Genomic DNA, 21451 nt, shown 5'->3' with positions numbered 1-21451 from the left:
ATGATAAGGAACTTCGCTATGGTAGCTGTTATTTCCCTGTCATGGATGGCGTGCGGACAAACACAGAAGAAAGAGTCTCAAAAAACAATTAGAACACAAAAACAAACCAATATGGATTTATCAAAAATAACAGATGATATGGTAAGACAAGCTATTCAGGCATTGCAGGATGGCGATCAGAACTGGTACACGTTCTTCACTGAAAATCCGGGGATGACTGATGACGGTAATACCATAGATTTTAAATCATTCTTTTCAAATGCTCTGGGAAAGGAAAAATTTCTCAATATAGATAAAGTGGAAAATGAGGGCAAAGACATTTACGGAAATTTTGAAGCAGGGAAGTGGGGTACATTCCGCACGTACTTTAAATTTCACAAAAATAATGACGGGAAATTTGACAGGCTGGATATCGGTCAGGCAAAATAAGACGGATCTTCGAATTTTATTCAGAATCAGATCGTTGCCAAGCCCTTCTGTGTCTGGGAATTTTTATAAACAAAAGCATCAATGATTCGATGAATCAATGTTTTTTCAGAAAGTGTGAAAAATATTTTGTCAGTTTCAAAAAACGTTATATATTTGCACCACTGAAAACAACGGTATAGCCGTGATTCAGGAGAGATGGCAGAGTGGTCGATTGCGATAGTCTTGAAAACTATTGACTGTAACAGGTCCGGGGGTTCGAATCCCTCTCTCTCCGCTGAAAAGCAAGAGTAAAACTCAAAAAATGCTTAAAAAGCTTTTAAAACCTGCAATTTTAACTAAGTGCAGGTTTTTTATTTTTGGGCTATATAGTCATTATTTTCAAAAATACTCAAAAACTATATGGCAACTTCGTGGCACTTTTAAAATTCTAAAATAATTGCCACAGAAATTGACGTAAAAGCCTGTAGATCAACGGGTAAATAACGTTAACGACTTGACTCATTGACACTTTAATTCGACATTTACTAATATTTAAAAATTGTTGAATTATGCTGGAAAACAGTTACGGGCTAACCTTCTTTTTGAAGACGCCAAAAAGAAAAGCTGATATGATCAGGTACGTTTATTTGAGAGTTACTGTTGATGGAATACCTAAAGAGACTTCCACGAAAAGAAAATGGGATGCCAAAAGATGGGATCAGAATACGGAAAGGGCTGTAGGGACAAGAGAGGATGCTAGAAGTCTTAACTTTTTTCTGGATTCATTGGTGAATAATGTCAGTAACTATAGAACTGAATTGATCAATGAAGGAAAGACAATTACGGCACTGCGCATTATTGAATTTGTGAAAGGTAATAATCCGTCAAAATCTAAAGTACTCGAAGAGTTTCAGAAGCATAATGATGAAGTGTTTGCCTTAGTGCCTAACGAATATGCTATTGGTACTCATACGCGTTTTGTGACCGCTCGGGCACATGTACAGGAATTTATTCTTTTTAAATATCAAAAAGAGGACCTTGAGTTTCGGGAACTTAATTATGAATTTATCAAAGATTATGAAATGTACCTAAAAACCGTAAGGAAATGTGGAAATAATACAACTTTGAAATATATAGCGAATTTCAAAAAGATTGTTCTTCGTGCCATTGCTAAAGAAATTATTCCAAAGGATCCGTTCCTATTATTTAAGGGTAAAAAGATTAAAATTTTAAAAGAGCCTTTAACCCGGGCAGAACTTTACTTACTGGAAACAAAGCAATTTGATAGTGAACGTCTAAGTACGGTAAGAGACATCTTTGTTTTCCAGTGCTATACGGGGCTGGCATATGTTGATATTAAGCAGTTAAAAAAAACTGACATAAAGCGGGGAATTGATGAAGAACTTTGGATTATGAGTAACAGGCAGAAGACAAAATCGAGTACCGATATTCCCCTGCTTCCAAATGCTATACAAATCATGAAAAAATATGAAAATCACCCTCTTTGTGTGGAACGTGGATTGGTGCTTCCGGTGAAATCCAATCAAAAAATGAATGAATATCTCAAAGAAATCGCTGTGCTGAGCAAAGTTTACAGTACGCTCAACACGCATAAAGCAAGACGTACATTTGCAAGCACCATCACACTAAACAATGGTGTACCTATTCATGTTGTCAAAGAAATGTTAGGGCACCACTCAATATCACAGACCGAAGATTACGCTATTACAGAGCAGGAGACAATTAGTAGGGAAATGCTGGAGCTAAGAGACAGATTATCTGGAGGATTCAAACAGGAATCTATTAAAGACTTTTCGTTAGTGTTGGAACAATTTGAAAATGATCTAATAAATCTAAAACGATATTACAAATTAGGAGAGCATAATGGTTTTGAAGAAAAATTTATGCAATTTGAAGAAAGACTGAGTAAATTTAAAAATGATCTTAGCTAAAAATATTTTAGCATCTACATAAGAGAAAGTATGGCTTCATGGCAATAAAAATTCAACAGTACTACGATATCCAGGGTGATAATTAGGAATATATTTTATATAACCAAGATCTTGGATCTGTTTAAAATATTTGTGATAGGTAGGAAAAGTATTGATATGCGAAAGTGACATCAGTCTGCTTCTGCTTACCCTTATAATGTTACGCTCATCTTGTGAATAGGCGAGCTGCACTAAAGCAAGAATAAGAGCCATATGCCACACATTTAGTCTGGAATCATTTGATGCCATTTTTATGAAATTTAACCAATAGACTGCATTATTTTCCATCTTCGAATAATTTAAGTAAATCGGTTCTGCTGTAATAATATGAGCCCATTACTTTACGAAAACGTATTTTCCCTGTTATCCGCAAATTCTGAAGAGTAGCGGGAGATATATTCATTATTCGCCTTATAGCTTTGCTGCGTAGCCAATCAATATCAAATTCCTGCTTATCGGTCCCTTTCATACTTAATATTTTTTTTATGTCACTTACTATTTCTAATCTTAGCTGTCTTAAGTGATCTCTTGTAATTTGTTCCATTTTTTTTGTGTGAATTTGGGAAATTATATTGTCGAATAATTATTCTGTCGGAATTAGGAATAGTATGACTACTATTTTCTGGATTTTAGAATCAAAATTGTAATGTGAGATACCTTTAAAATTAGACTATAATACTATTTTCGGATAGAGAATTTTTCGTCGTCAACCGGTAAAAAGGGAGCTACGGTATAGCAGCTAGCCATCTTTTATCTCTACCCATAAGACTACGGCATAAACGGTTTCCACCCTAAAGGTGCCCTCCAATTATTCCGTTTCCTTTTGGTTTTCCACATTGTCCACTTAAATTATCTGCTTTCTTTTTTCCGGTTTTGCTTTTGAAAAATATTTAGAGAACCCTTATGAATGCTTTAGTAAGGAAGGAGAAAATGTGGAAAAAAAGTCACTAATTAAGTACGGGAAATATCAGTCTCTGCCGTACTCAGAGCAAAAAAGATGAGATTTAATGTAGTTAATGAAATTAAATTAAGTTATTCCAGAGAAGGGAACTGTGAAAGATTAATAACGGATTCAAGAGATGCTGGTGATGTATTTAGAGAGCATTTTGACAGTGATGAAATTGATTATAGAGAATCATTTTACACGCTCTATCTAAGTCAGGCGAATAAAGTTTTAGGAATAAAGAAAATTTCTGAATCCGGAATTTCCTCAACGATTGTAGATGTTAGAATTATCATGCAGGCCGCTCTTTTATGTAATGCATCATGCATTATTATTATTATTATTATTATTATTATTATTATGCATAACCATCCTTCAGGCCACTTAAAAGCTTCGGCTGAAGATGTAAAAATGACTCAGCAAATAAAAGAAGCTTCAAAATTTCTAAACATACAATTGCTTGATCATTGTATTCTAACCTCTACCGAATATATGTCATTTGCAGATGAAGGGATTTTGTAGGTGTTTTTACATACAAATAATGCAAAGAGAACAGCGATTAAAAATTGCCGTTCCTTTGTGAAATTTTCGAGCGAAAAGACCAGCCCCTCTCTTTGATCGGAAGGGTCTTTTCGTTGTAAAATACGAAAAGATTTTTTGGTATTGGGCTTCAATAATCAAATAGTATTGAGAGGTTTTTCTTTATTAATCCTATCTTATAGACAATTATTAATGTTGATATAAACATCGACCCCACCAAGAGTAAATTCGAACGATTTTTTAAATGATCTTGATAAATTAATTTCTATAAATCATTTGTTAGCAAAGGAGTAATAAAGATATTTCGCAGTAATATGGATAAGCCATTTCTAATTTTAGGAGGCTTAGTATTTCAGATTTAATACTTCAAGTTCGAATCTTCTTGGCATGTTGATTTTATTAAGTTTTCGGACTTTTCGGATAGTAAAATATATATATAACATTGAAGTTGGTAATAAACCAACTTTAATGTAGCTTATAAAAAGAGTATGCATCAGGATAATTCTTTACATTTCCTTTTTTTCTAAACCTTTCCAATTGAGTTTCTAACTGTTACTGAAAAACAGAGATTCTGTTATAACTTACCTTAATTTAGCTACTTCAGTTGTGTTCATAGTTATGAACTTTGTGGTAGAAAATAAAAAAGAATGAGCATTATTAAAATATTGACAACGGCAGGGACTTTATTCAAAAGCGATAACAGACAGTTTTGATGATGATGCATATCAAAAATCTCTTGATTCAAATACTTTAATTGTAAACAAAAAAAATCATATAACAATGGACACTACCAATCCGAACAGACAAGTATTGTTCTTGTAGGTCATAAAGTTCCTACGTTAAAGGATGGGATTTATGATCGATTCCGCTCAAATTCGCCATTACCTGTCATTGAAAAAGAAAGACCGGATATTGATCTTAGCTGGTTCAAGATCATCCAGAAAGCCTCAACGCTCAATAAGGAGATTAACATAAGTGTTAGCATAGGGATGTGCAAGGAATTGATATTTTGCATACTATTGAAACATCCTTCTCCATTTGGTCATCGAGTTTTTGCTTAATCCAAAGTGCTCCGCTACCTGAATATTGTTCATTCTATGATTTTTCTGGTAATCAAGAATGCGTATTATATCTGTTTTATTGTAAGAGCGAAGTTTTTGATTCATCTTTTTTGAATCTTGATTTTTGGCACCAAAAATTCTGTTATTCAGTTCCAGAATGTCCATAGTGGAAAGTATTTTTTTTTCTAATAACTTTTCGCATTCTGCTTTCTTATGAGGGAATTTTCGTTCAATGATGTCTGAATAGATCAGTTTATAATTTGGTTGATTCTGTTTTTCCATTTCTGTTTGATGATGTTATTTATTATTTTTTGCTACCCACTTGCATAAAGTGGTATAAGGAATCCCATATTCAGCAGTAATTTGCCGCTTGGTCTTTTCTTGCTTCTCTATGAGCTCCATAATAAAATCTATCATTTCCCGGGTATAGATGTTCTTCCTAAAGCGAGGCAGTTTTGAGACAATGGATTCCCGGATTGAAGCAGAAGGTGGGGCATAGAGTATCAAATGCTGTGAATATAGTCTGAAGAAATCATATTCAAGCAGTTTGCTCCATCTCAGTAATATACTAGTGGATAGGTCTTCCTGTAGGTACATTTCGTTGATTTCAATTTCTGTACATTTCATAAAGTTGCAGATCCGGGTTAAGTCAATTTTGCTTTCCTTAACGCGCAACTGAATGAACTTTCCAATATGAATATTTCTAAAATTGGTAGTCATAAGCAGTATTAATTTTAATAGGAGAGGGAAGGACATTATTATGTTATAAATCAATAATTGGATGATATTGGTTTCATAAATTCCCTACTAATAGAATATTGTTGATATGATATTAGTGTAAATTTTTTATCGTGATGGGATTTTCATGACTAGAACGTTGTAAGAATATAAAATGCTTTATTGCTCATTGTATCATGGTATTACTTAGTTTTTTATTATATAATACATCACAGTGGACTGCAATTAATAGACTAAAATTGATAGTCTTAGCCCCGTTCCGTACAATACTTTCCGGAGCTAAGTTTCTATCAATTATTGAACCTGTACTTTTCTAATCAGGACAAGTCTGTGTGGAGATACAGTGCCAAGCCATGGTTGCATCACCTTCCTTAAGGGTGTACATCTTCATGCATTTGTTGGTCATATCATACACCATCATCCCCTCTACAGGAACTGTGATAACAGGAGTTATCCCATCTGCAGCAACAGGTTGGTTGGATGCATTGAACTTTACTCTGTTTGGAACAAAACCTTTGGTTTTTGCTTCCAACACCAGCCAGCCCCCTTTTCTTACCATTGGCCAGTTGTCAGTACTTCCGGCGCCAGCTCTTCCAAGAGCGGTAATTCCTACTTTTGTAGGTAATGCCGGATTGCCGGTGGTAGCAATAGCACCCGGTTTATAACAGGAGGTTTTTCCTTCAGCAAATGTTATATATCTTACGGTATTATCAGCGTTGAAATCATTCATAAATACCCATCTGCCAGCTGTAAATATTCCGTTGATTGTTTTTACATTTATTGTGAAAGCTGCATCATCTGCTACAATCATTTTAATGTTGTTTCCGGCTGAGAATGTCACTCCATAGGCTGAAAGGTCTGCCTCAAAGTATAGACCTCCAGAAGTATTTGAACGTTGAGATAACCATGTTCTCTGGATTCTCTGCAGTGTATTTCCGGCAATCGTGATGTTGACAAGCGGGGTTGCTGTAACATTGTTATCCCCCAGAAGGAAATATGTTTTATCACTTGTAAATCCTGTTCGTGCTGCAAGTTGGTTCGGAGAAGCAAAATCATTGATTGTAGCAATGGTAAGAACCGTCCCCGCATTGACACTTTTCGATACTTTTTGTTCCAACATTTCAATATCGTCACGAGATATTCCAAAGATATTATTGTTGAACGTAGTATTGGCTGCTCCATTCCATACTGTATTTCCATCTGTATTCAGGTAATGGTCAGTATTTACTTGTCCCAGCGTAATACCATATTTAATAGCAAGATACGAATCTACTCTTCGTCTTTCCGAAGTTGTAAGGTTACCTTCTCCATACACAATCGTTTCTCCCAGGTTTCCGACAAAACCTCCATTATCACTTCCATTGGAGCCTATTTGTGTAGAACCGAAGGTATGTCCTCCGTTTAGAAAGCCTATGGAAGTATGTGCTCCGCTCATGGAAACAATACCTCCGTTGATTCCTTTACCGGTAGTGGTATTTAACAGATTGTGATATACAATGCTTGGAATCGTTGTTGACCTCGTTCCTCCAGGGTTAGCAAGATATCTATATCCCTCATCAGCTCTCACTCTTTCTGTTCTGCTGTCATACATATCACCAAAACCATCCCAATAGTTGATGCTTCCAGTTAATTTAGAATTATCCAGTAAAGAGCTGAATATCCTTCCATTACTGCCAGGGTTTGACAGTCCTTCTTTGGTCAGGATAAAGACATCATAGGTATTGTTGCCAAAGGTTCTTACTGATGTATTTCCAATGGTTTGAGTATTTGCCGTAAAGCTGACCCCTGGATTGAAGTTGAAATAATTGGCAGCACCTAACTTGAATTTTGGCAGGGCATTGGTTCCCAATTGTGCTGAAGTGGTTCCTGAGAACTGGTCTGTCCATGCCGTAATATCTGTTCCATCTCCCGTGTTGGCAGCGTCTTTATCAGCCCTATACCAATAAGAAAGGTTATTCACAACTCCACCCGGAGCAAGTCCGAAACCTGCAAAAGTGAAAAACTGCCCATTGCTTAAGGTTACGTTGGCTGTTTTGTACATCACCCCATTTATAGAAACTTCCGTAGTCATTGGAGTAAAATTATCCGTTGTATCGAATGTTTCGTCCTGAGATTGTACCAGATATAGGTTTTTGATTCCCTTTGGCCAGGCAACGGTTACCTGTCCTACATTTCCTGTGTTCTGTGCTTTCCAGATCGCTTCAAAACGGAAATTCGTTTCTCCGTTGGTACCATTGGTATAAGCCAGAGCCGTTTTCAGTCCCTGTTTCAAATTGTTGTCTCCAACCATTAAGAATTGCTGATTGCCTGGTAGATCTGTATTGTTGGCTGCATTATTATCGGCAAGTCCGGTTGTAGAGATCACAAGCTTTTGACTATTGTTGATACTTCCTGACTGCTTTTGGTTCAATACAGTGACCTCATCTTTTGCAATACCGAAGATATTGTTGTTGTATCCGGTATTTCCAGTTCTATCCCATACCAAGTTGCTTTCTGTGGAAAGATAATTTTCACTCAGGGTAACCCCGTTCTTTACAGCCAGATAAGAGTTGATTCTTGACTGTTCATTAGGTGTCAGAGCACGTTTGTACCAAATAACCTCCATAATGTCTCCAGGGAACGCACCGGCGGCATCCCATCCGGCATGACCTACCCTTAGGTTGCGGCCGTAAAGCTGGAATTTATTGATGTTGTTGAATGTAGTTGCTTCATAATCACCATTCAATCCCAATCTTTTTTCTCCTCCTGAAAAAGAGGATGTCCCTCCATTGGCAACAGAATTATTGGTTATCGTCGAGAAAACATTGGATGCACCTATATTGAAAGCTGTAGAAAAATCTGTTGAGGTGGTAATATTATAAAATTCATAATGTCTTGGCTTTCCATTGGCAATCGATGCCGCAGGTTCAGAAGCATAGGTTGCATCATCATCAATTCCTGTAATACGTCCGGTTCCTGCCGCAGTAGGTCTTACTGCTGAGAAAATGGAATGAGATATATTGGGCAATTCGCCAGTCGTAGGATTCAATGTTGAAGCATTATTGTAAAATAATTTCGAAGCACTATATCCTGTCGTGTACGGATGGAAGTTATGATCTTTATCTGCTGAAGAAAGGGTCCATGTACCCACAGCAGGAATATCATTGGCGTTGATGGAATTGTCTTTCCATGCTGTTGCGATGTTTCCTGCATCATCGGATCTGATCCAGAAATCTGATCCGGCAACTCCTCCGGGAGCGTATACATATCCTGCAAAAGTGAACAGCCGCCCGTTGGCTAATGTTACATTAGCGGTGTTATATACCGTCCCATTTACAGTTACTTCTGCAGTCATTGGGATAAACATATCTGTTCCGTCAAAAATGGCATCAAAAGATTGTACCAGATATAGGTTCTTCACTCCTTTAGGCCATGCAACCGTTACCGTACCCACACTTCCTGAATTCTGCACTTTCCAGATAGATTCAAAACGGTAGTTAACCAAACCATTAGAACCGCTTGTGTAAGACAATGGTGTTTTAAGGCTTTGTTCCAAACCATTGTCTCCTGTCATCAGGAATTGCATATCATTGGCTAAACCTATGCTGTTGGCTGCATTGCTATCCGCAAATGCTGTTGTGGAAATGACAAGCTTTTGTCCGCTATTTGTACTTCCAGATTGCTTTTGATGTAATAAGGTAAGATCATCCTTGGCAAGACCAAAAATATTATTGTTGTAACCAGTATTAATGGTTCTGTCCCATATCACATCGCTTGCTGTGGATAGATAATTCTCGTTCAATGTAACCCCATTCTTTACGGCCAGATAAGAATTTACCCTCGACTGTTCATTTGCTGTTAAGGCACGTTTGAACCATAAAATTTCCATAATATCTCCAGGGAAAGCACCGGCTGCATCCCAACCGGCATGACCTACCCTTAGGTTGCGGCCGTAAAGCTGAAATTTATTAGATCCGGTAAATGAAGTTGTTTCGTAAGTGCCATTCAGACCTAATCTTTTTTCTCCTCCCGATGAGGCAGCAGATCCTCCGTTGGCAACAGAATTATTGGCTATCGTCGAGAAAACGTTGGATGAACCTATATTGAAAGTGGTAGAAAAATCTGTTGAAGTGGTAACATTATAATATTCATAATGTCTTGGTTTTCCATTGGCAATCGATGCCGCAGGTTCAGAGGCATAGGTTACATCATCATCAATTCCTGTAATACGTCCGGTTCCTGCTGTAACAGGCCTTACTGCTGAAAAAATGGAATGGGATATATCAGGCAGCTCTCCATTGGTAGGATTCATTACAGAAGCTGCATTATAAAAGAATTTAGAAGTGGTATAGCCGGTAGTGTAAGGATTGAAATTATGGTTTCTGTCTGCCGGAGATAATATCACCCCACCCACATTCGGAATAGGGTCGGCAAATGCAGATTGGTCCTTCCATGCTGTCGCAATAGTTCCTGCATCATCTGATTTCACCCAAAAACTGGCTCCCTGCACTCCACCGGGGCCAGGAGCTACAACGGTAATGGTAAGATCGCTGGTACTTGTACAGGTACCGGTGGTAACAGTCCATCTGAAAGTATAGGTTCCTGAACCGGTAAGTCCTGTCACATTGGTATTATATAGGGATGGGTTGACTATCACCGGATCCGGAGCTCCGGCTGGTTTTGAAACCAAAGTCCATAAACCTGTGGATGACGTTCCCGGATTATTCCCGTTGAGAGAGGCTTGTGAAACTCCTATTCCCAAGGTTTGACCGGATCCTGCATTGGCATTGACCTGTGGGGATACGAATATGGAAAATGTACCCTCCGGAGAAGTTCCTGAGCAGGCATATTCTTGATCCAGAAATCTTGGATCCACTCCACCTGCATTAGAGGCAGCCTTTATCTTAAACACATACTCTCCCTGCTTATCCAGGTTACTTATCGTGGTAGAGGTATTTGTAAATGTTCTGAGATTACTGGCTTCGTAAACAGGATTGGCAGCTCCGGCTGGCTTGGAAACCAAAGTAAAGTTATAGCTGCCGGAAAATCCCTGAAAGTAACTGGTATTAACCACTCCCTGATATACAGCAGGTAAAGGAACTGTCGCCGTAACAACACCTGACCCTGTATAACATATTGTCGTATTAGGTACAGCCACATTGGGGCGGCTACCATCTGAAATATGAATATAATAATCCTGGCTATTGCCGCAGGTGCCACTTTTGATCGATAAATTAACGATGTAGGTTCCCACTCTCCAACCTCCGGTAGGTGGTGTTACCACTACATTCCTGTTCATGGTCCCGGCTCCGTTCAAAACCAAAGCAGGATTTCCTCCAGGAGGGGCTATCCCTGAATTACCAACTGTGGTAATAAGTGTTGCAGGGTCTGCGGGATCAATTTTAAAATAAATGGTAATCGGTGCTGTTGTCCCTGCCTTATTACAATACACGGCACCTCCACTACCGCTTGAATAGTAAGATTGCATTTGTTCAGGATATGTGGAATCAATAAAGCTAACGAGCCTGGGATCTGTTCCGTTGTAGTTGTAGGTAATCTGAGGAGTCGTGTATGTTCCGTTGGCGTTGGTAACGGTTATGGTAAACACATAGGCCCCCGTAACATTGACACCATTGAAATAGATTGAATTGTTCCTTAGCTGATAAAATGAAATATTTCCCCCTGCCGGCTGGCTGATGACGTTGATGGTAACTGTCGTTCCAAATGTCGGGTTTCCTGATGAGTTTGTTGTATTGCTTGCGAACAATGGAGAAGTTCCACTCAAACTGATATACCGGTTGATTTCCGTCGACGGATAGCATCTGTTATGGGTTGCCGGAAGACTGATTTGTGGATTGGGAATGAACCGGACAACAGCATCATCTTCGTACCAACAGTTTGGATTGTTGATGGATGTTATTCTTAATACCGCACGATAAGCAGGATCAATATCATGATTGGCTTTCTTCGTAAGGGTTAAGGTAGGAGTTGCGGTTGTCGTATTGGACATGGTGGCATTCGTTGTGGTAGTCTGATTATAATATTCTTTATTATAAATGTTGTAATACGTCCACGATGCGGTATACCCTGCAGGAATTACTGCATTTAGGGTTGCAGTACCCGTATTGGCAGAAACATTGGTAATGTCAGGCCCTGCAGTAAAAGTAGAGACAGCTCCCGGGGCCGTAATGGTCACCTGTGACGTTGCTGTTCCTGAGGTGCAGGTCTGAGCAATCTGGAATACATAATTTCCGGGAAAGGTCATTCCTGTAACATTGGTATTGTAACCTGAGGGTGTTACAATCACTGGGTCCGGTGCACCAGAGGGTTTGGACACAAGAGTCCATACCGGGTTTCCAGCTGTACTTCCGCCCGGGCTCCCTGATAGATTTGCAGACGTGCCGCAAATGACCGCATTGGCTCCTGCATTGATGTTGCAGCTTTGTGCCAAAATCATCATATTACCCATAATGAGAAATAGGAAGAAAAAGAGGGTTTGTTTTTTCATTATTTAATAGTTTTTAGTCGGATTTATTTAAGGTTTCCAGAAAGTCCAGACTTTGCCATTGTAAACAGCAAGTTGTCGTTTTACGGTGTCATAAGCCATCATTCCGGGAGCTGGATCGATGATGTTGAGGTGCGGACTGGCTACTTTAGGTACTATCATCGCTTTGTTGGTATCGGATAAAATCAACATACCGGGTGTACTGTCTGCAGCAGCAGCTGATCCGATGACTGATTTTGCGGCCGTAGATTCCGTTTTGTTGGTCTGGATTAAAATATCGGCTGTTCCGGTGTTGTCAACACTTAAATCAGCCCATGTTCCGGTATCCTTCAGGTATTTTACTTTGTGGTCGGTAGTATCATAAATGACGGTCCCGTTTTCTGTAATTCCTGTCTTTGTTTCTACATAGGGAAGCACGAATCCCCGATTTTCTGTATCCGCAAATTCCAGGGATACAAAAGCATTCGTTACTGTCGTTTTTCCTATGGCAATCTGAGATTGTACAGTACCCGTTACCGCAAGTAAAATTGCGATGGGCAGAAGTTGTTTTTTCATGATTTTTAAATTGGTTTTATATGAATGGTATGTTTTCTTTTCGAAAAAAAAGGTACTTAGCCTGAAAAGTACTGATGTGTCTTTTATTTAAAGATTTTTACCTGAGGGTTTTAGATGAGCATATCTATTATTATAATTCCGTCATTTTCATTACGATTTGAAGTCATATAAATGAATACTCTCCGGGAGGATTTGTTTTCTGATTTCAATCTGTGGTTAGCAATACACATCATGATTTTATTTGAGTCAAGAAATGATCGTATCTGTTCGCATCGGATGAGCCGGCGAGTATGAATGAATCATTCGGAAATTTTCGTTCAATAAGCTATCTAATGATTTGTTAAGCGATAGCTATAGATAGAAATGGTGGGGGACGGTTGAAATTTCTAACTAGTTTCAGATCTGAAAATCCGCGGTTTTTATAGATTTTCTTCAGGAAAACATCCAGTAAACAGACCAGAACAGGTATTCTGTTTTCGGACTCAAAAAGAAGGAATTTCAGGGTTTGTTGATTCGGCCTTACAATTTGTGTATTATTATCGGAACCTGTTAGTAAGAATTTCTCTGATTGTGTATTGCTACTGAACAGTAATTGGGACTTATTAATGTTTTTAACGATTTGGGAGAAATCCTTTCTGTTTTTGTATTTTCTTTTACTGGATACAAGTGTGTTCTTTCTTTTGGGAATTTTCTCTTTTTTTTCCTTTGGTTGTGAAACATATATTTGTTCCATACCCGAAACTACAGTACCCTCTGATAGAACTATCATAGTTGATGTGGAGGCAGAATCTGGCGAAGGAGCTTGATTCTGATTATCAACGGCCTGTATAACCTCAAAGTTGATTAACAACAAGATGAGTAAAAAAAACCTCCTCCCTCCAAGTGAATGAAGAGAGAAGATTTGGTTCATCATGTTATTTTCAGAATCGGTTATCATTTTGATGCAATAATATGATTACCACCATAGCTGTACAAACCTTATACAGGAATAATTCGGAAAGTTTCATGTACTGTTTGATCTGTTTTACAAATTTGGAATACTGAAAATCAGTATATTAAAAAATATCAACATATCTAGTTTAAGTTTTAAAAATTCACAAATAGGTATTTGAATTTTAGGAATATATATTTCATTAAATTTGCTCAAATAACAATTATGGATACAATCTTTACCATGAAAGTGATTCATCTTATGAGAATTTATGAAATGTAAATCAGGAATTGCTCATTATAAATTTTTAGAAATAAAAAATCAAAAGACCGTTGATAAGCAATTATACTTTAACCCTCTTTGAACAATATGAATGCAGTAGCTATTCTCATCGTGACTCTGTTAACTCTTTGCTCTAAATACTAATTCCTAATGAAGAAAATCTATTTATTTTTGACCCTTTTATTTTTTCACATGGCCAGTGCGGAAGTTTTATGTTCTGGCAGTAAAAATATAGACCAGCTAATAGACCAGGCAACCTCTCTTGGTAACCATGGAAAAAGTAAAGAAGCCCTGAAATTGCTTCAAAATGCTAATAATCTTGCTAAAGCTATAGAATGTGAAAAGGGAGAACTGGAAGCAACAAAAAATATAATGTTGGTCTACTCTCAGGATTATGATTATAAAAAGGCCCTCGAAATATCGAACAAAGCTCTGGATTTGGCCGATAGTCAGAAGGATTATGAAACATTATCCATGTTATACAATAAAAGAGCAATATTGTATGAGAACCTCGGCCTATATGATGAAAGTCTAAAAGAATATGAAACTGCTCTAAAATATGCACAGCTGATTTTCGTAGCAGATCAGAGGTATTACCAGACTTCCCTGGTTTACTATAATTTTGCCCCGTATTACCAGGGACGTTCAGACGAAAAGGTTTTGTATTATCTGGAAAAAAGCAGGCAGGAGGTTTTGAAAATAAGTGATAAAAGTAAGGACATTCCTTTAGAGAAAAAGCTTGATATGCTGGTGTCAGTAAATATGAATCTGGGAATTCACTTCAGGGATTCCAAAAATAAAGGAAGAAATGTCAATAGGTCCGAATTCTATTTTATGGAGGCATTAAAACAGCTGGATTTAATTAAAAAAGAAATAAATCCGGAAACAAAAATAGATTTATATCAGGCCCTTCAGGAGTTTTATCATATGAAAAAAGATTATAATAAAGCCGTAGAATATGGGGAGAATATGCTGGCTTTGGAGAAGTCGAACAGCATGCCTTATAATCGGAGAGTTGCGTATATGGTATTGGCAAAATCTTATCTGGGAACTGGAGATCATACCACTTCGCAAAAATATCTCGATCTTTTTTCAAAATTGAATGACAGTATTAATTCCGTAGAAAAACAAGCCGTGGAAGTTCCTGTCAAAAAGATGATTTCAGAAACTCAAATTAACGAAGAGAAAAAGATAAAGAAAATTGCTGCTATCTCTTTTGCTATTCTCATCCTGATAGTCGGAGGTATGTTGATATACCGAAAAAGAAGCAATAAGATTATCCGTAAAAAATATGAAGATCTCATTGCTAGAATACATCATGAAAACGGGGATGAAACGATAGAACTAACACCAGAAAAGGATACTGAAAGTATAGGAGTAAAATCTTCTGTCACCATTACAGATGAAACCGTAAAGGCATTACTTCTTAAGCTTGAAAAATTTGAGGTTTCAAAGAAATATCTCCGGAAGGATTTGAGTCTTACCTGGATGGCCAATAGTCTTGCTACCAATCCTAAATATCTTTCCGAAGTGATAAAAATCTATAAAAATCATAATTTCACAAGTTATATCAATGAGCTTCGTATCAACTACATCATCAACAAGCTCTATGAAAATCCAATCTATAGGGAATATAAGATCACCTATCTTGCAGAAGAATGCGGATATGTTACGCCTAGGGTATTTGTAAATGCTTTTAAAAAAGAAACCGGTTTAACTCCTTCTTACTTTTTGAAAAAATTGAAAAATTCAGTCTAATGTTCAATTTATTTGGTGATCAATTCTCCAGCCTTTTCAGTAGGTTTTCTCAATGCTTTAATGTTGTTGACTGACTGAGAATCATGAAAAAATACTCATCCGTTATGCATATAATCTTATGGATAAAAAATTATCTTGACGATTATGCTGTTTGGGCTGGACAGGCAGTAGTCAGTTTTTTCAAATTTTATTTTGTATTACACTGTTTCCGGTTCAGTTTCCTTTTTTAAACTGATAATAAAATCTGAGGGTGTTAGGCCTGTTTCTTTTTTAAATGCAGTCTGAAAGACCCTATGATTGGCGTAGCCACATAATTCTGCCAAAGAAGTGATCTTATACTTTCTCCATACTGAATCCTCATACAGTTTCCTGGTAATGTATTCAACCCTAAGGCTGTTAATGTACTGATTGAAGTTCTTATTCTTATAGGATTTTATGACTTCTGAAAGATATTTTGTATTGGTGCCGAAACTACTTGCCATACCAGCTATTGTAATATCACTTTTCAGGTATTTTTCTGTTTTTTCAAATTTGGATATCTTACTTAATAGTTGATTGACTGTTTCCTCAGCTATTGTTTTCGGAGCTTTTATTGCTTTTTCTTCATGCTTCTCCATTCCATCCTGTCGGTTTTCTGACTCATGTTTTATTTTTGTAATGAGTTCCTGAAATCTCTGTTGTAGGATTTTATTTCTGCTTTTCCAATAGTACCAGATCCCACCACATCCTAGGATGATTAAAATAAAGAATATATATAAATAGTTTCTCAGTGTGCTGTTTTTTTCCTTATCCTTTTCTTTTTTGATGGCTGTAGTAACTTTATTCACCGAATGTTTTTCTACAGTTCTAATGCTGTCCCTGAGCTTTGTAAGAAGTTGATTGTACTTTTTTCCTTCGAGCGTATTGTTTTTAGCCAAATAGGCCTCCGTTAAGATCTCGTAGAAAATTTCCCGACCGGAAGGGGATGAAATTTTTCGCTCCAGTTCTAAGCCTTTCTGGGCATAATGTATGGCCTTGTCGTTATTTTTTTGTTCAAAATAAAAATCACCGGCGGTTCTGTATAGGTTCATTTCATTGAGTGAACTTATTTTCCTATGTTCAGCAATCTTCAATGATTTTAAAAGATATGTCTCTGCCGTCCTTGGCTGGGCGGGCTGTATGATCCATAAATAATACAAGGTTAAGTTTGCCTGTATGGAAACAATCAGATCATATTTTTTTCCCGGTGCTATACTGGACTTTTTTTCGGATATTTTTTCTGCCTCTTCCAGCCCTTTTATGAGGTACAGACGTACGGAGTCCGGTTGTTTTTTGCTCTGATCAAAATAGCCGGAATAATTGGAATAAAATAAGCTGCTGTAATAATGACGGACATCATTGTCTTGGATTTTCCCCAAATATTTTTTTGAAGACTGATATGCCTTATGGGAATCTTCTAGAAATCCCAAAGCTCCCAATGAACCTGCCTTCATCTTGTACATATTAGATACTTGCTGTGGAGATGAATCTTCATTGATATGGCTTTCCAGGTCTGTTGCAACTTCAATGACTTTCTCCGAATTATTCAATGTAGAATAAGTTCGCATCAGTTCAGTACCAATGGGGAATGCAACATTGTATTTATTTTCTTTTGCTGTTCTGTAGATGTTTTCCAGCTGTTTTATGGTAGTGTTTACGACACTTGTACTGCCGATCTTGTCTTGTATCTGTTGTAACTCGTTCTTTAATTGTTCTTCGGATATTTTCTGGCTTTTTCCTAAAGTGAATAGGTGTAGGATGATGAGGAATAAAATAGATCGATAAGCTCTCATTCGATTGGAATTCAATGGTTATGGTGTTTTTACAAATATAAGAATATTTCGAGCAAGTAAGCTGTTTCAAGATGGTTGAAAAATGATATAATATTATTAAGAGGTACTATGCAAAAGAAGCTGTTTTATGGACTGTATACCGTTATTGTACACACTTTCCTGTATGATCACAGCTTCTACACAATATAAGTAGATCATACGGTCGTGGCCATGCAAACCAGTAACTTTTGAGAATATTTCTGTATTGATCAGAAGGCAAGCTTTTGCGATCCTGCTTTGATAAATTCGTGGACTTGATTAATACCCTCGATCTAGTGGTGCGCATCTTCAATAAAACATCATAGGCAACACAGTAATTGTTTTTAACCTATAGCTGAATCAACTATTTTACGATCCACTTTTTGTTTTCATAATGATGCCTTTTAAGTAAGGTACTAAATTTGAAAAGTATTGTATTTTTAGGAATAGTATAAAGTATTTTCATCATCAATCGGTAAAAAGGCAGCTAAGGTATAGCGGCCAGGCATCTTCTATTTCCATCCAAAAGACTACGGCATAAACGGTTTGCTCCCTAAAGGTACCCTCCAATTATTCCGTTTCCTTTTGGTTTTCCGCATTGTCCGCTTAGATTATCTGCTTTCTTTTTTCCGGTTTTTCTTTTGAAAAATATCTACAGAAGTCTTACGGAGGCTTTAATAAGGAAGGAAAAGAGGTGGAGAAAAATAAAGTCAATAATTAAGTGCGGGAAATATCAGTCTCTGCCGTACTCAGAGCAAAAAAGATGAGATTTAATGTAGTTAATGAAATCAAATTAAGTTATTCCAGAGAAGGTAACTGTGAAAGGTTAATAGCGGATTCAAGAGATGCTATTGATGTATTTAGAGAACATTTTGACAGTGATGAAATTGACTATAGAGAATCATTTTACACGCTCTATTTAAGTCAGGCGAATAAAGTTTTAGGAATAAAGAAAATTTCTGAATCTGGAATTTCCTCAACGATTGTAGATGTTAGAATTATCATGCAGGCCGCTCTTTTATGTAATGCATCATGCATTATTATTGCGCATAACCATCCTTCAGGTAACTTAAAAGCTTCGGCTGAAGATGTAAAAATGACTCAGCAAATAAAAGAAGCATCAAAATTTCTAAACATACAATTGCTTGATCATTGTATTCTAACTTCTACCGAATATATTTCATTTGCAGATGAAGGACTGCTGTAGGTCTTTTTAGGAACATATAATAAAGAGAACGGCGATTAAAAATTACCGTTCTCTTTGGAGAATTTTTGGGCGAAAAGACCAGTCCCTCTCTTTGATCGGAAGGGTCTTTTCGCTGCTAATTAGAAAAAGGCCTTTTTGGGTATGGACTTCAATAATGAAATAATAGGTTTTTCTTGATTAATCCTGTCTTATAGCCACTTATTGATGTTGTTATAAACGTGTTGTACTTCATTTTAAATGGATATCCTGAATCACCTTAGCATTAATCAGATCTTTATTTTTAATCTTGATTTTCTGATGACGCCCACCATTTCTTTCAAATATTTCAATTTCCAATACCTGACCATCCAGCAAGGTAAATTGATCCAAAAGATAAATAGCCTTTATTTCACTCTGATGATTGACAACAGTAATTGGTTCATATGAACGCAGTGGTGTTAGAACTTTATCCTGAACAACTGTGCGTTTCAGTCTTTTTTTATCAGCTATTTTGAAATTGATAAAATCAACATTATAATTGATATTACTTGTGTTTTTTACCTGAATGATAAAATAAAATTTTCCGTCATCTACATACAGAGAATTTAATAAAAACTGAATCCCAAAACTTTTTGTGCTGATATGTTTAGTAGGACGCTTAGTATTTTTATACAGTATTCTCATCATGTCTTCGGTAAGCGACGATGAGCCTCCTAGGAGTTCTTCAAACAGCACGTCAGTAGAGTATCCCTTTTCAGTAGTCCTTTGTAGCTTCAAAAGGTCATAATTAAGTGTCTCGGGATAAGAACTGTATAAAACATCAAAGGTGTAGAATTTTCCATCCTGAGTAATCACCGAAAAGTTTGTTTCTTCATCAAAATCTTTTACTGAAGATTTTATTCTAAGGACATTTCCAATTTCATCCGCTTTGCTGGCAATTAGATCATTACTTCCTAAATCCACATAGCGGATCGGAGAAGGAAATAAGAGATGGGTCGTTTTATTGTACGTGATTTCCATTTTGTAAGGTTCTAATCTCGCCTGATTGAGGGAGGTAAAACCTGTTTTTTCCTGAGCACTTATTTTATATGCTGAAAAAATAATCAGGGCTGAAAACAGCCATTTATTGAGTACAAATTTCATTGTTTTTTTATTATTGATTAATTATTCTTTGAAACTAGAAAGACCTGATGTCCTGCTTTTATAGTAACTTTTGGTAATCTGACTTTTTTCTGAAAATAACCCGATATACCTTGGACAATTCCACGAGTGAGATCAGCGGCAACCTGTTGTCCTGCAGATTGGGTCATCATAATATTTGTTCCCGAATTCTGACCCATATTACCTACAATATCAGTTATTGTACTTTGTTCAGGAGAGTAGGGAATATACAGTCCCAACTGTCCGTCATTATCATGAATGTTGATTTCAACAGGTTTGATAAATCCATTATATTCTATGACTGATATTTTCAGTTGTAATCTTCCACCCTGAAATTTTCCCATAGCTTTTAAAAGTGTTCCCGGGGGAATTTTAACTTTCCCAATGATTATGGGTTCCAGCAGTCTTAAAGAGAGCGTGCTTTCAGCAGTCATCCATTTTGTTTCATGGATTACCGCGCGGATACTATTCCTATTTTCAAAATTGATTGAATGTTCATTTTGAATTCCTGTAAATCTGTTCTGATGAAGTCTTTCTAAAAATAAACTGTCAGAAGGTTCATGATATAAACTGGAAACAATACTGCCTCTAATTTGCTTTACTGATGTGATATCTCCTTTGTGATGACCCGAAACTTCTTCGGAGGTTTCTTTCACTCCAGCTTTTTCTTGCTGTGCAGGCATCGGAAGATATTTTGTCGCCATCTGATACGATTTTTCCATCAGTTCAAGCTGATCGTTGATCCCAACACCTCTGGGCAGCAATTCTTTTTGAGATGCTTCATTTTTAAGCCTGCTAATCTCCCGCCTCAGATTATCAACTTCCTGTTGATCCCTACCATAAAAGGAACTAAGTGCCTGCTGTGTGTTTTGATAGCTGTTTACTGCACTCTGATTGGCTGCACCAATATTTTTAGAAGGGGCATTTGAATTCAAATTGAATGCTTTATCATTCAAATTATTTGACGAACTTGAATCATTCCAATAATCAGATAGGGTAGTTAAGGCTTTCTTTTTTTCTTCATTTTTCTGCTCCAACAACTGTTGTTCATAAGCTTTCTGTTTGTCAGATTGAAGTTGATCATCAGCTGCCTGGGGAACGACCGCATTAAAACCTGCATTCTTAGCAATGACCTGATCTTTATTTGGTTTAAAGATCAGGTATAAGCACCCGGCACAAACAATTGTCATTAAAAAAAAGATGATAGGCTTCTTTAATTTTTCCCGTTGTTGCTTTGTGGTATCTTGAAATTCTTCGTTACCGGGAGATCCAGAAGATCCTTCTGTAATTCTTATTTTACTCTTGATTGAATCTTTCATTTTAATGTTTTTTGATGTGAATGGATTCCAGGATTTTTCTTAATATCAGGCTCCGATGGAACACCTTTAATAGATGTTCCGGGAAGAATCTTTTGAGTGTTCGTGGGTTTTAACCAGATGTGTAGAAGTACAAAGACACTCAACAATAGATATACAGCAAAAAAGATCTTTGTTAGCAGTCTCTGTCTATAATCAGGCAGGGCTTTCCACTTTTGCTCTATCTGATCAATATAACTGTCTATGGCTTTTCTTATCTTTTTCATGA

General features: G+C 36.9%; 15 protein-coding genes and 1 tRNA gene. 6 read left to right on the top strand and 10 right to left on the bottom strand.

Annotated features, from left to right (window positions below; translation table 11 throughout):
• From BM143_RS13610 to BM143_RS13600, 3 genes are all read left to right on the top strand, one after another.
• The gene (locus BM143_RS13610) at window positions 1-429 is read left to right on the top strand and encodes a hypothetical protein (protein WP_228430808.1); all 429 of its coding nucleotides are present in this window, start codon (window positions 1-3) and stop codon (window positions 427-429) included.
• A 189-nt stretch (window positions 430-618) separates the two neighbouring features.
• Window positions 619-703: transfer RNA gene (locus tag BM143_RS13605), tRNA-Ser, on the top strand.
• 274 nt (window positions 704-977) lie between these two features.
• Entirely contained in the window at window positions 978-2360 is a 1383-nt protein-coding gene (locus tag BM143_RS13600; protein WP_090024978.1) for a site-specific integrase, read from the top strand.
• A gap of 316 nt (window positions 2361-2676) precedes the next feature.
• Here the strand turns inward: BM143_RS13600 and BM143_RS13590 are convergent, their stop codons facing one another.
• Window positions 2677-2943 carry a helix-turn-helix domain-containing protein gene (locus BM143_RS13590; RefSeq protein WP_090024976.1) on the bottom strand — a complete coding sequence of 89 codons (267 nt, stop codon included), beginning with the start codon at window positions 2941-2943 and terminating at the stop codon, window positions 2677-2679.
• 453 nt (window positions 2944-3396) lie between these two features.
• Here BM143_RS13590 and BM143_RS13585 point away from each other — a divergent pair, with 453 nt between their 5' ends.
• The gene (locus BM143_RS13585) at window positions 3397-3864 is read left to right on the top strand and encodes a JAB domain-containing protein (protein ID WP_090024975.1); all 468 of its coding nucleotides are present in this window, start codon (window positions 3397-3399) and stop codon (window positions 3862-3864) included.
• A 1034-nt stretch (window positions 3865-4898) separates the two neighbouring features.
• Here BM143_RS13585 and BM143_RS13580 read toward each other — a convergent pair.
• The 5 genes from BM143_RS13580 to BM143_RS13560 form a co-directional block, all read right to left on the bottom strand.
• Complete coding sequence (locus BM143_RS13580) at window positions 4899-5225, bottom strand: transposase (protein WP_090024974.1); 327 nt, start codon at window positions 5223-5225, stop codon at window positions 4899-4901.
• 15 nt (window positions 5226-5240) lie between these two features.
• Window positions 5241-5663 carry a transposase gene (locus tag BM143_RS13575; RefSeq protein ID WP_090025022.1) on the bottom strand — a complete coding sequence of 141 codons (423 nt, stop codon included), beginning with the start codon at window positions 5661-5663 and terminating at the stop codon, window positions 5241-5243.
• 331 nt (window positions 5664-5994) lie between these two features.
• Entirely contained in the window at window positions 5995-12168 is a 6174-nt protein-coding gene (locus BM143_RS13570; RefSeq protein ID WP_139222047.1) for a hypothetical protein, read from the bottom strand.
• A 27-nt stretch (window positions 12169-12195) separates the two neighbouring features.
• A complete protein-coding gene (locus BM143_RS13565; RefSeq protein WP_090024972.1) occupies window positions 12196-12720 on the bottom strand; it encodes a hypothetical protein in 525 nt (174 codons plus the stop codon).
• 340 nt (window positions 12721-13060) lie between these two features.
• Complete coding sequence (locus BM143_RS13560; protein ID WP_139222046.1) at window positions 13061-13633, bottom strand: hypothetical protein; 573 nt, start codon at window positions 13631-13633, stop codon at window positions 13061-13063.
• Window positions 13634-14083: 450 nt separating this feature from the next.
• Here BM143_RS13560 and BM143_RS13555 point away from each other — a divergent pair, with 450 nt between their 5' ends.
• Window positions 14084-15691 carry a helix-turn-helix domain-containing protein gene (locus BM143_RS13555; protein WP_090024970.1) on the top strand — a complete coding sequence of 536 codons (1608 nt, stop codon included), beginning with the start codon at window positions 14084-14086 and terminating at the stop codon, window positions 15689-15691.
• A gap of 197 nt (window positions 15692-15888) precedes the next feature.
• Here BM143_RS13555 and BM143_RS13550 read toward each other — a convergent pair whose 3' ends face one another.
• Window positions 15889-17502, bottom strand: a complete 1614-nt coding sequence (locus BM143_RS13550) for a helix-turn-helix domain-containing protein (RefSeq protein ID WP_090024969.1) — start codon at window positions 17500-17502, stop codon at window positions 15889-15891.
• Between the two features lie 781 nt (window positions 17503-18283).
• Between BM143_RS13550 and BM143_RS13545 the strand changes: the two genes are divergently transcribed.
• Entirely contained in the window at window positions 18284-18727 is a 444-nt protein-coding gene (locus BM143_RS13545; protein WP_090024968.1) for a JAB domain-containing protein, read from the top strand.
• A gap of 228 nt (window positions 18728-18955) precedes the next feature.
• On the opposite strand, the gene traN is transcribed toward BM143_RS13545, so the two are convergent.
• Genes traN through BM143_RS13530 form a run of 3 tightly spaced genes read right to left on the bottom strand, consistent with a single transcriptional unit; the run spans window position 18956 to window position 21449 of the window.
• Window positions 18956-19849 (bottom strand): conjugative transposon protein TraN, encoded by an 894-nt coding sequence (traN, locus tag BM143_RS13540; protein ID WP_090024967.1) that lies wholly within the window; start codon window positions 19847-19849, stop codon window positions 18956-18958.
• 17 nt (window positions 19850-19866) lie between these two features.
• Window positions 19867-21186: a conjugative transposon protein TraM gene (traM, locus tag BM143_RS13535; protein ID WP_090024966.1), complete on the bottom strand. Its 1320-nt coding sequence runs from the start codon at window positions 21184-21186 to the stop codon at window positions 19867-19869.
• Complete coding sequence (locus BM143_RS13530) at window positions 21183-21449, bottom strand: hypothetical protein (protein WP_090024965.1); 267 nt, start codon at window positions 21447-21449, stop codon at window positions 21183-21185. The genes traM and BM143_RS13530 overlap by 4 nt, the downstream gene beginning before the upstream one ends.
• Window positions 21450-21451: the final 2 nt, after the last annotated feature.

Origin of the sequence: Chryseobacterium oleae (genome assembly GCF_900115055.1) — a bacterium.
Classification (GTDB): Bacteria; Bacteroidota; Bacteroidia; order Flavobacteriales; family Weeksellaceae; genus Chryseobacterium; species Chryseobacterium oleae.
Note: the sequence above shows the minus strand (reverse complement) of the source record. Positions and strands in the feature narration are given on the sequence as shown.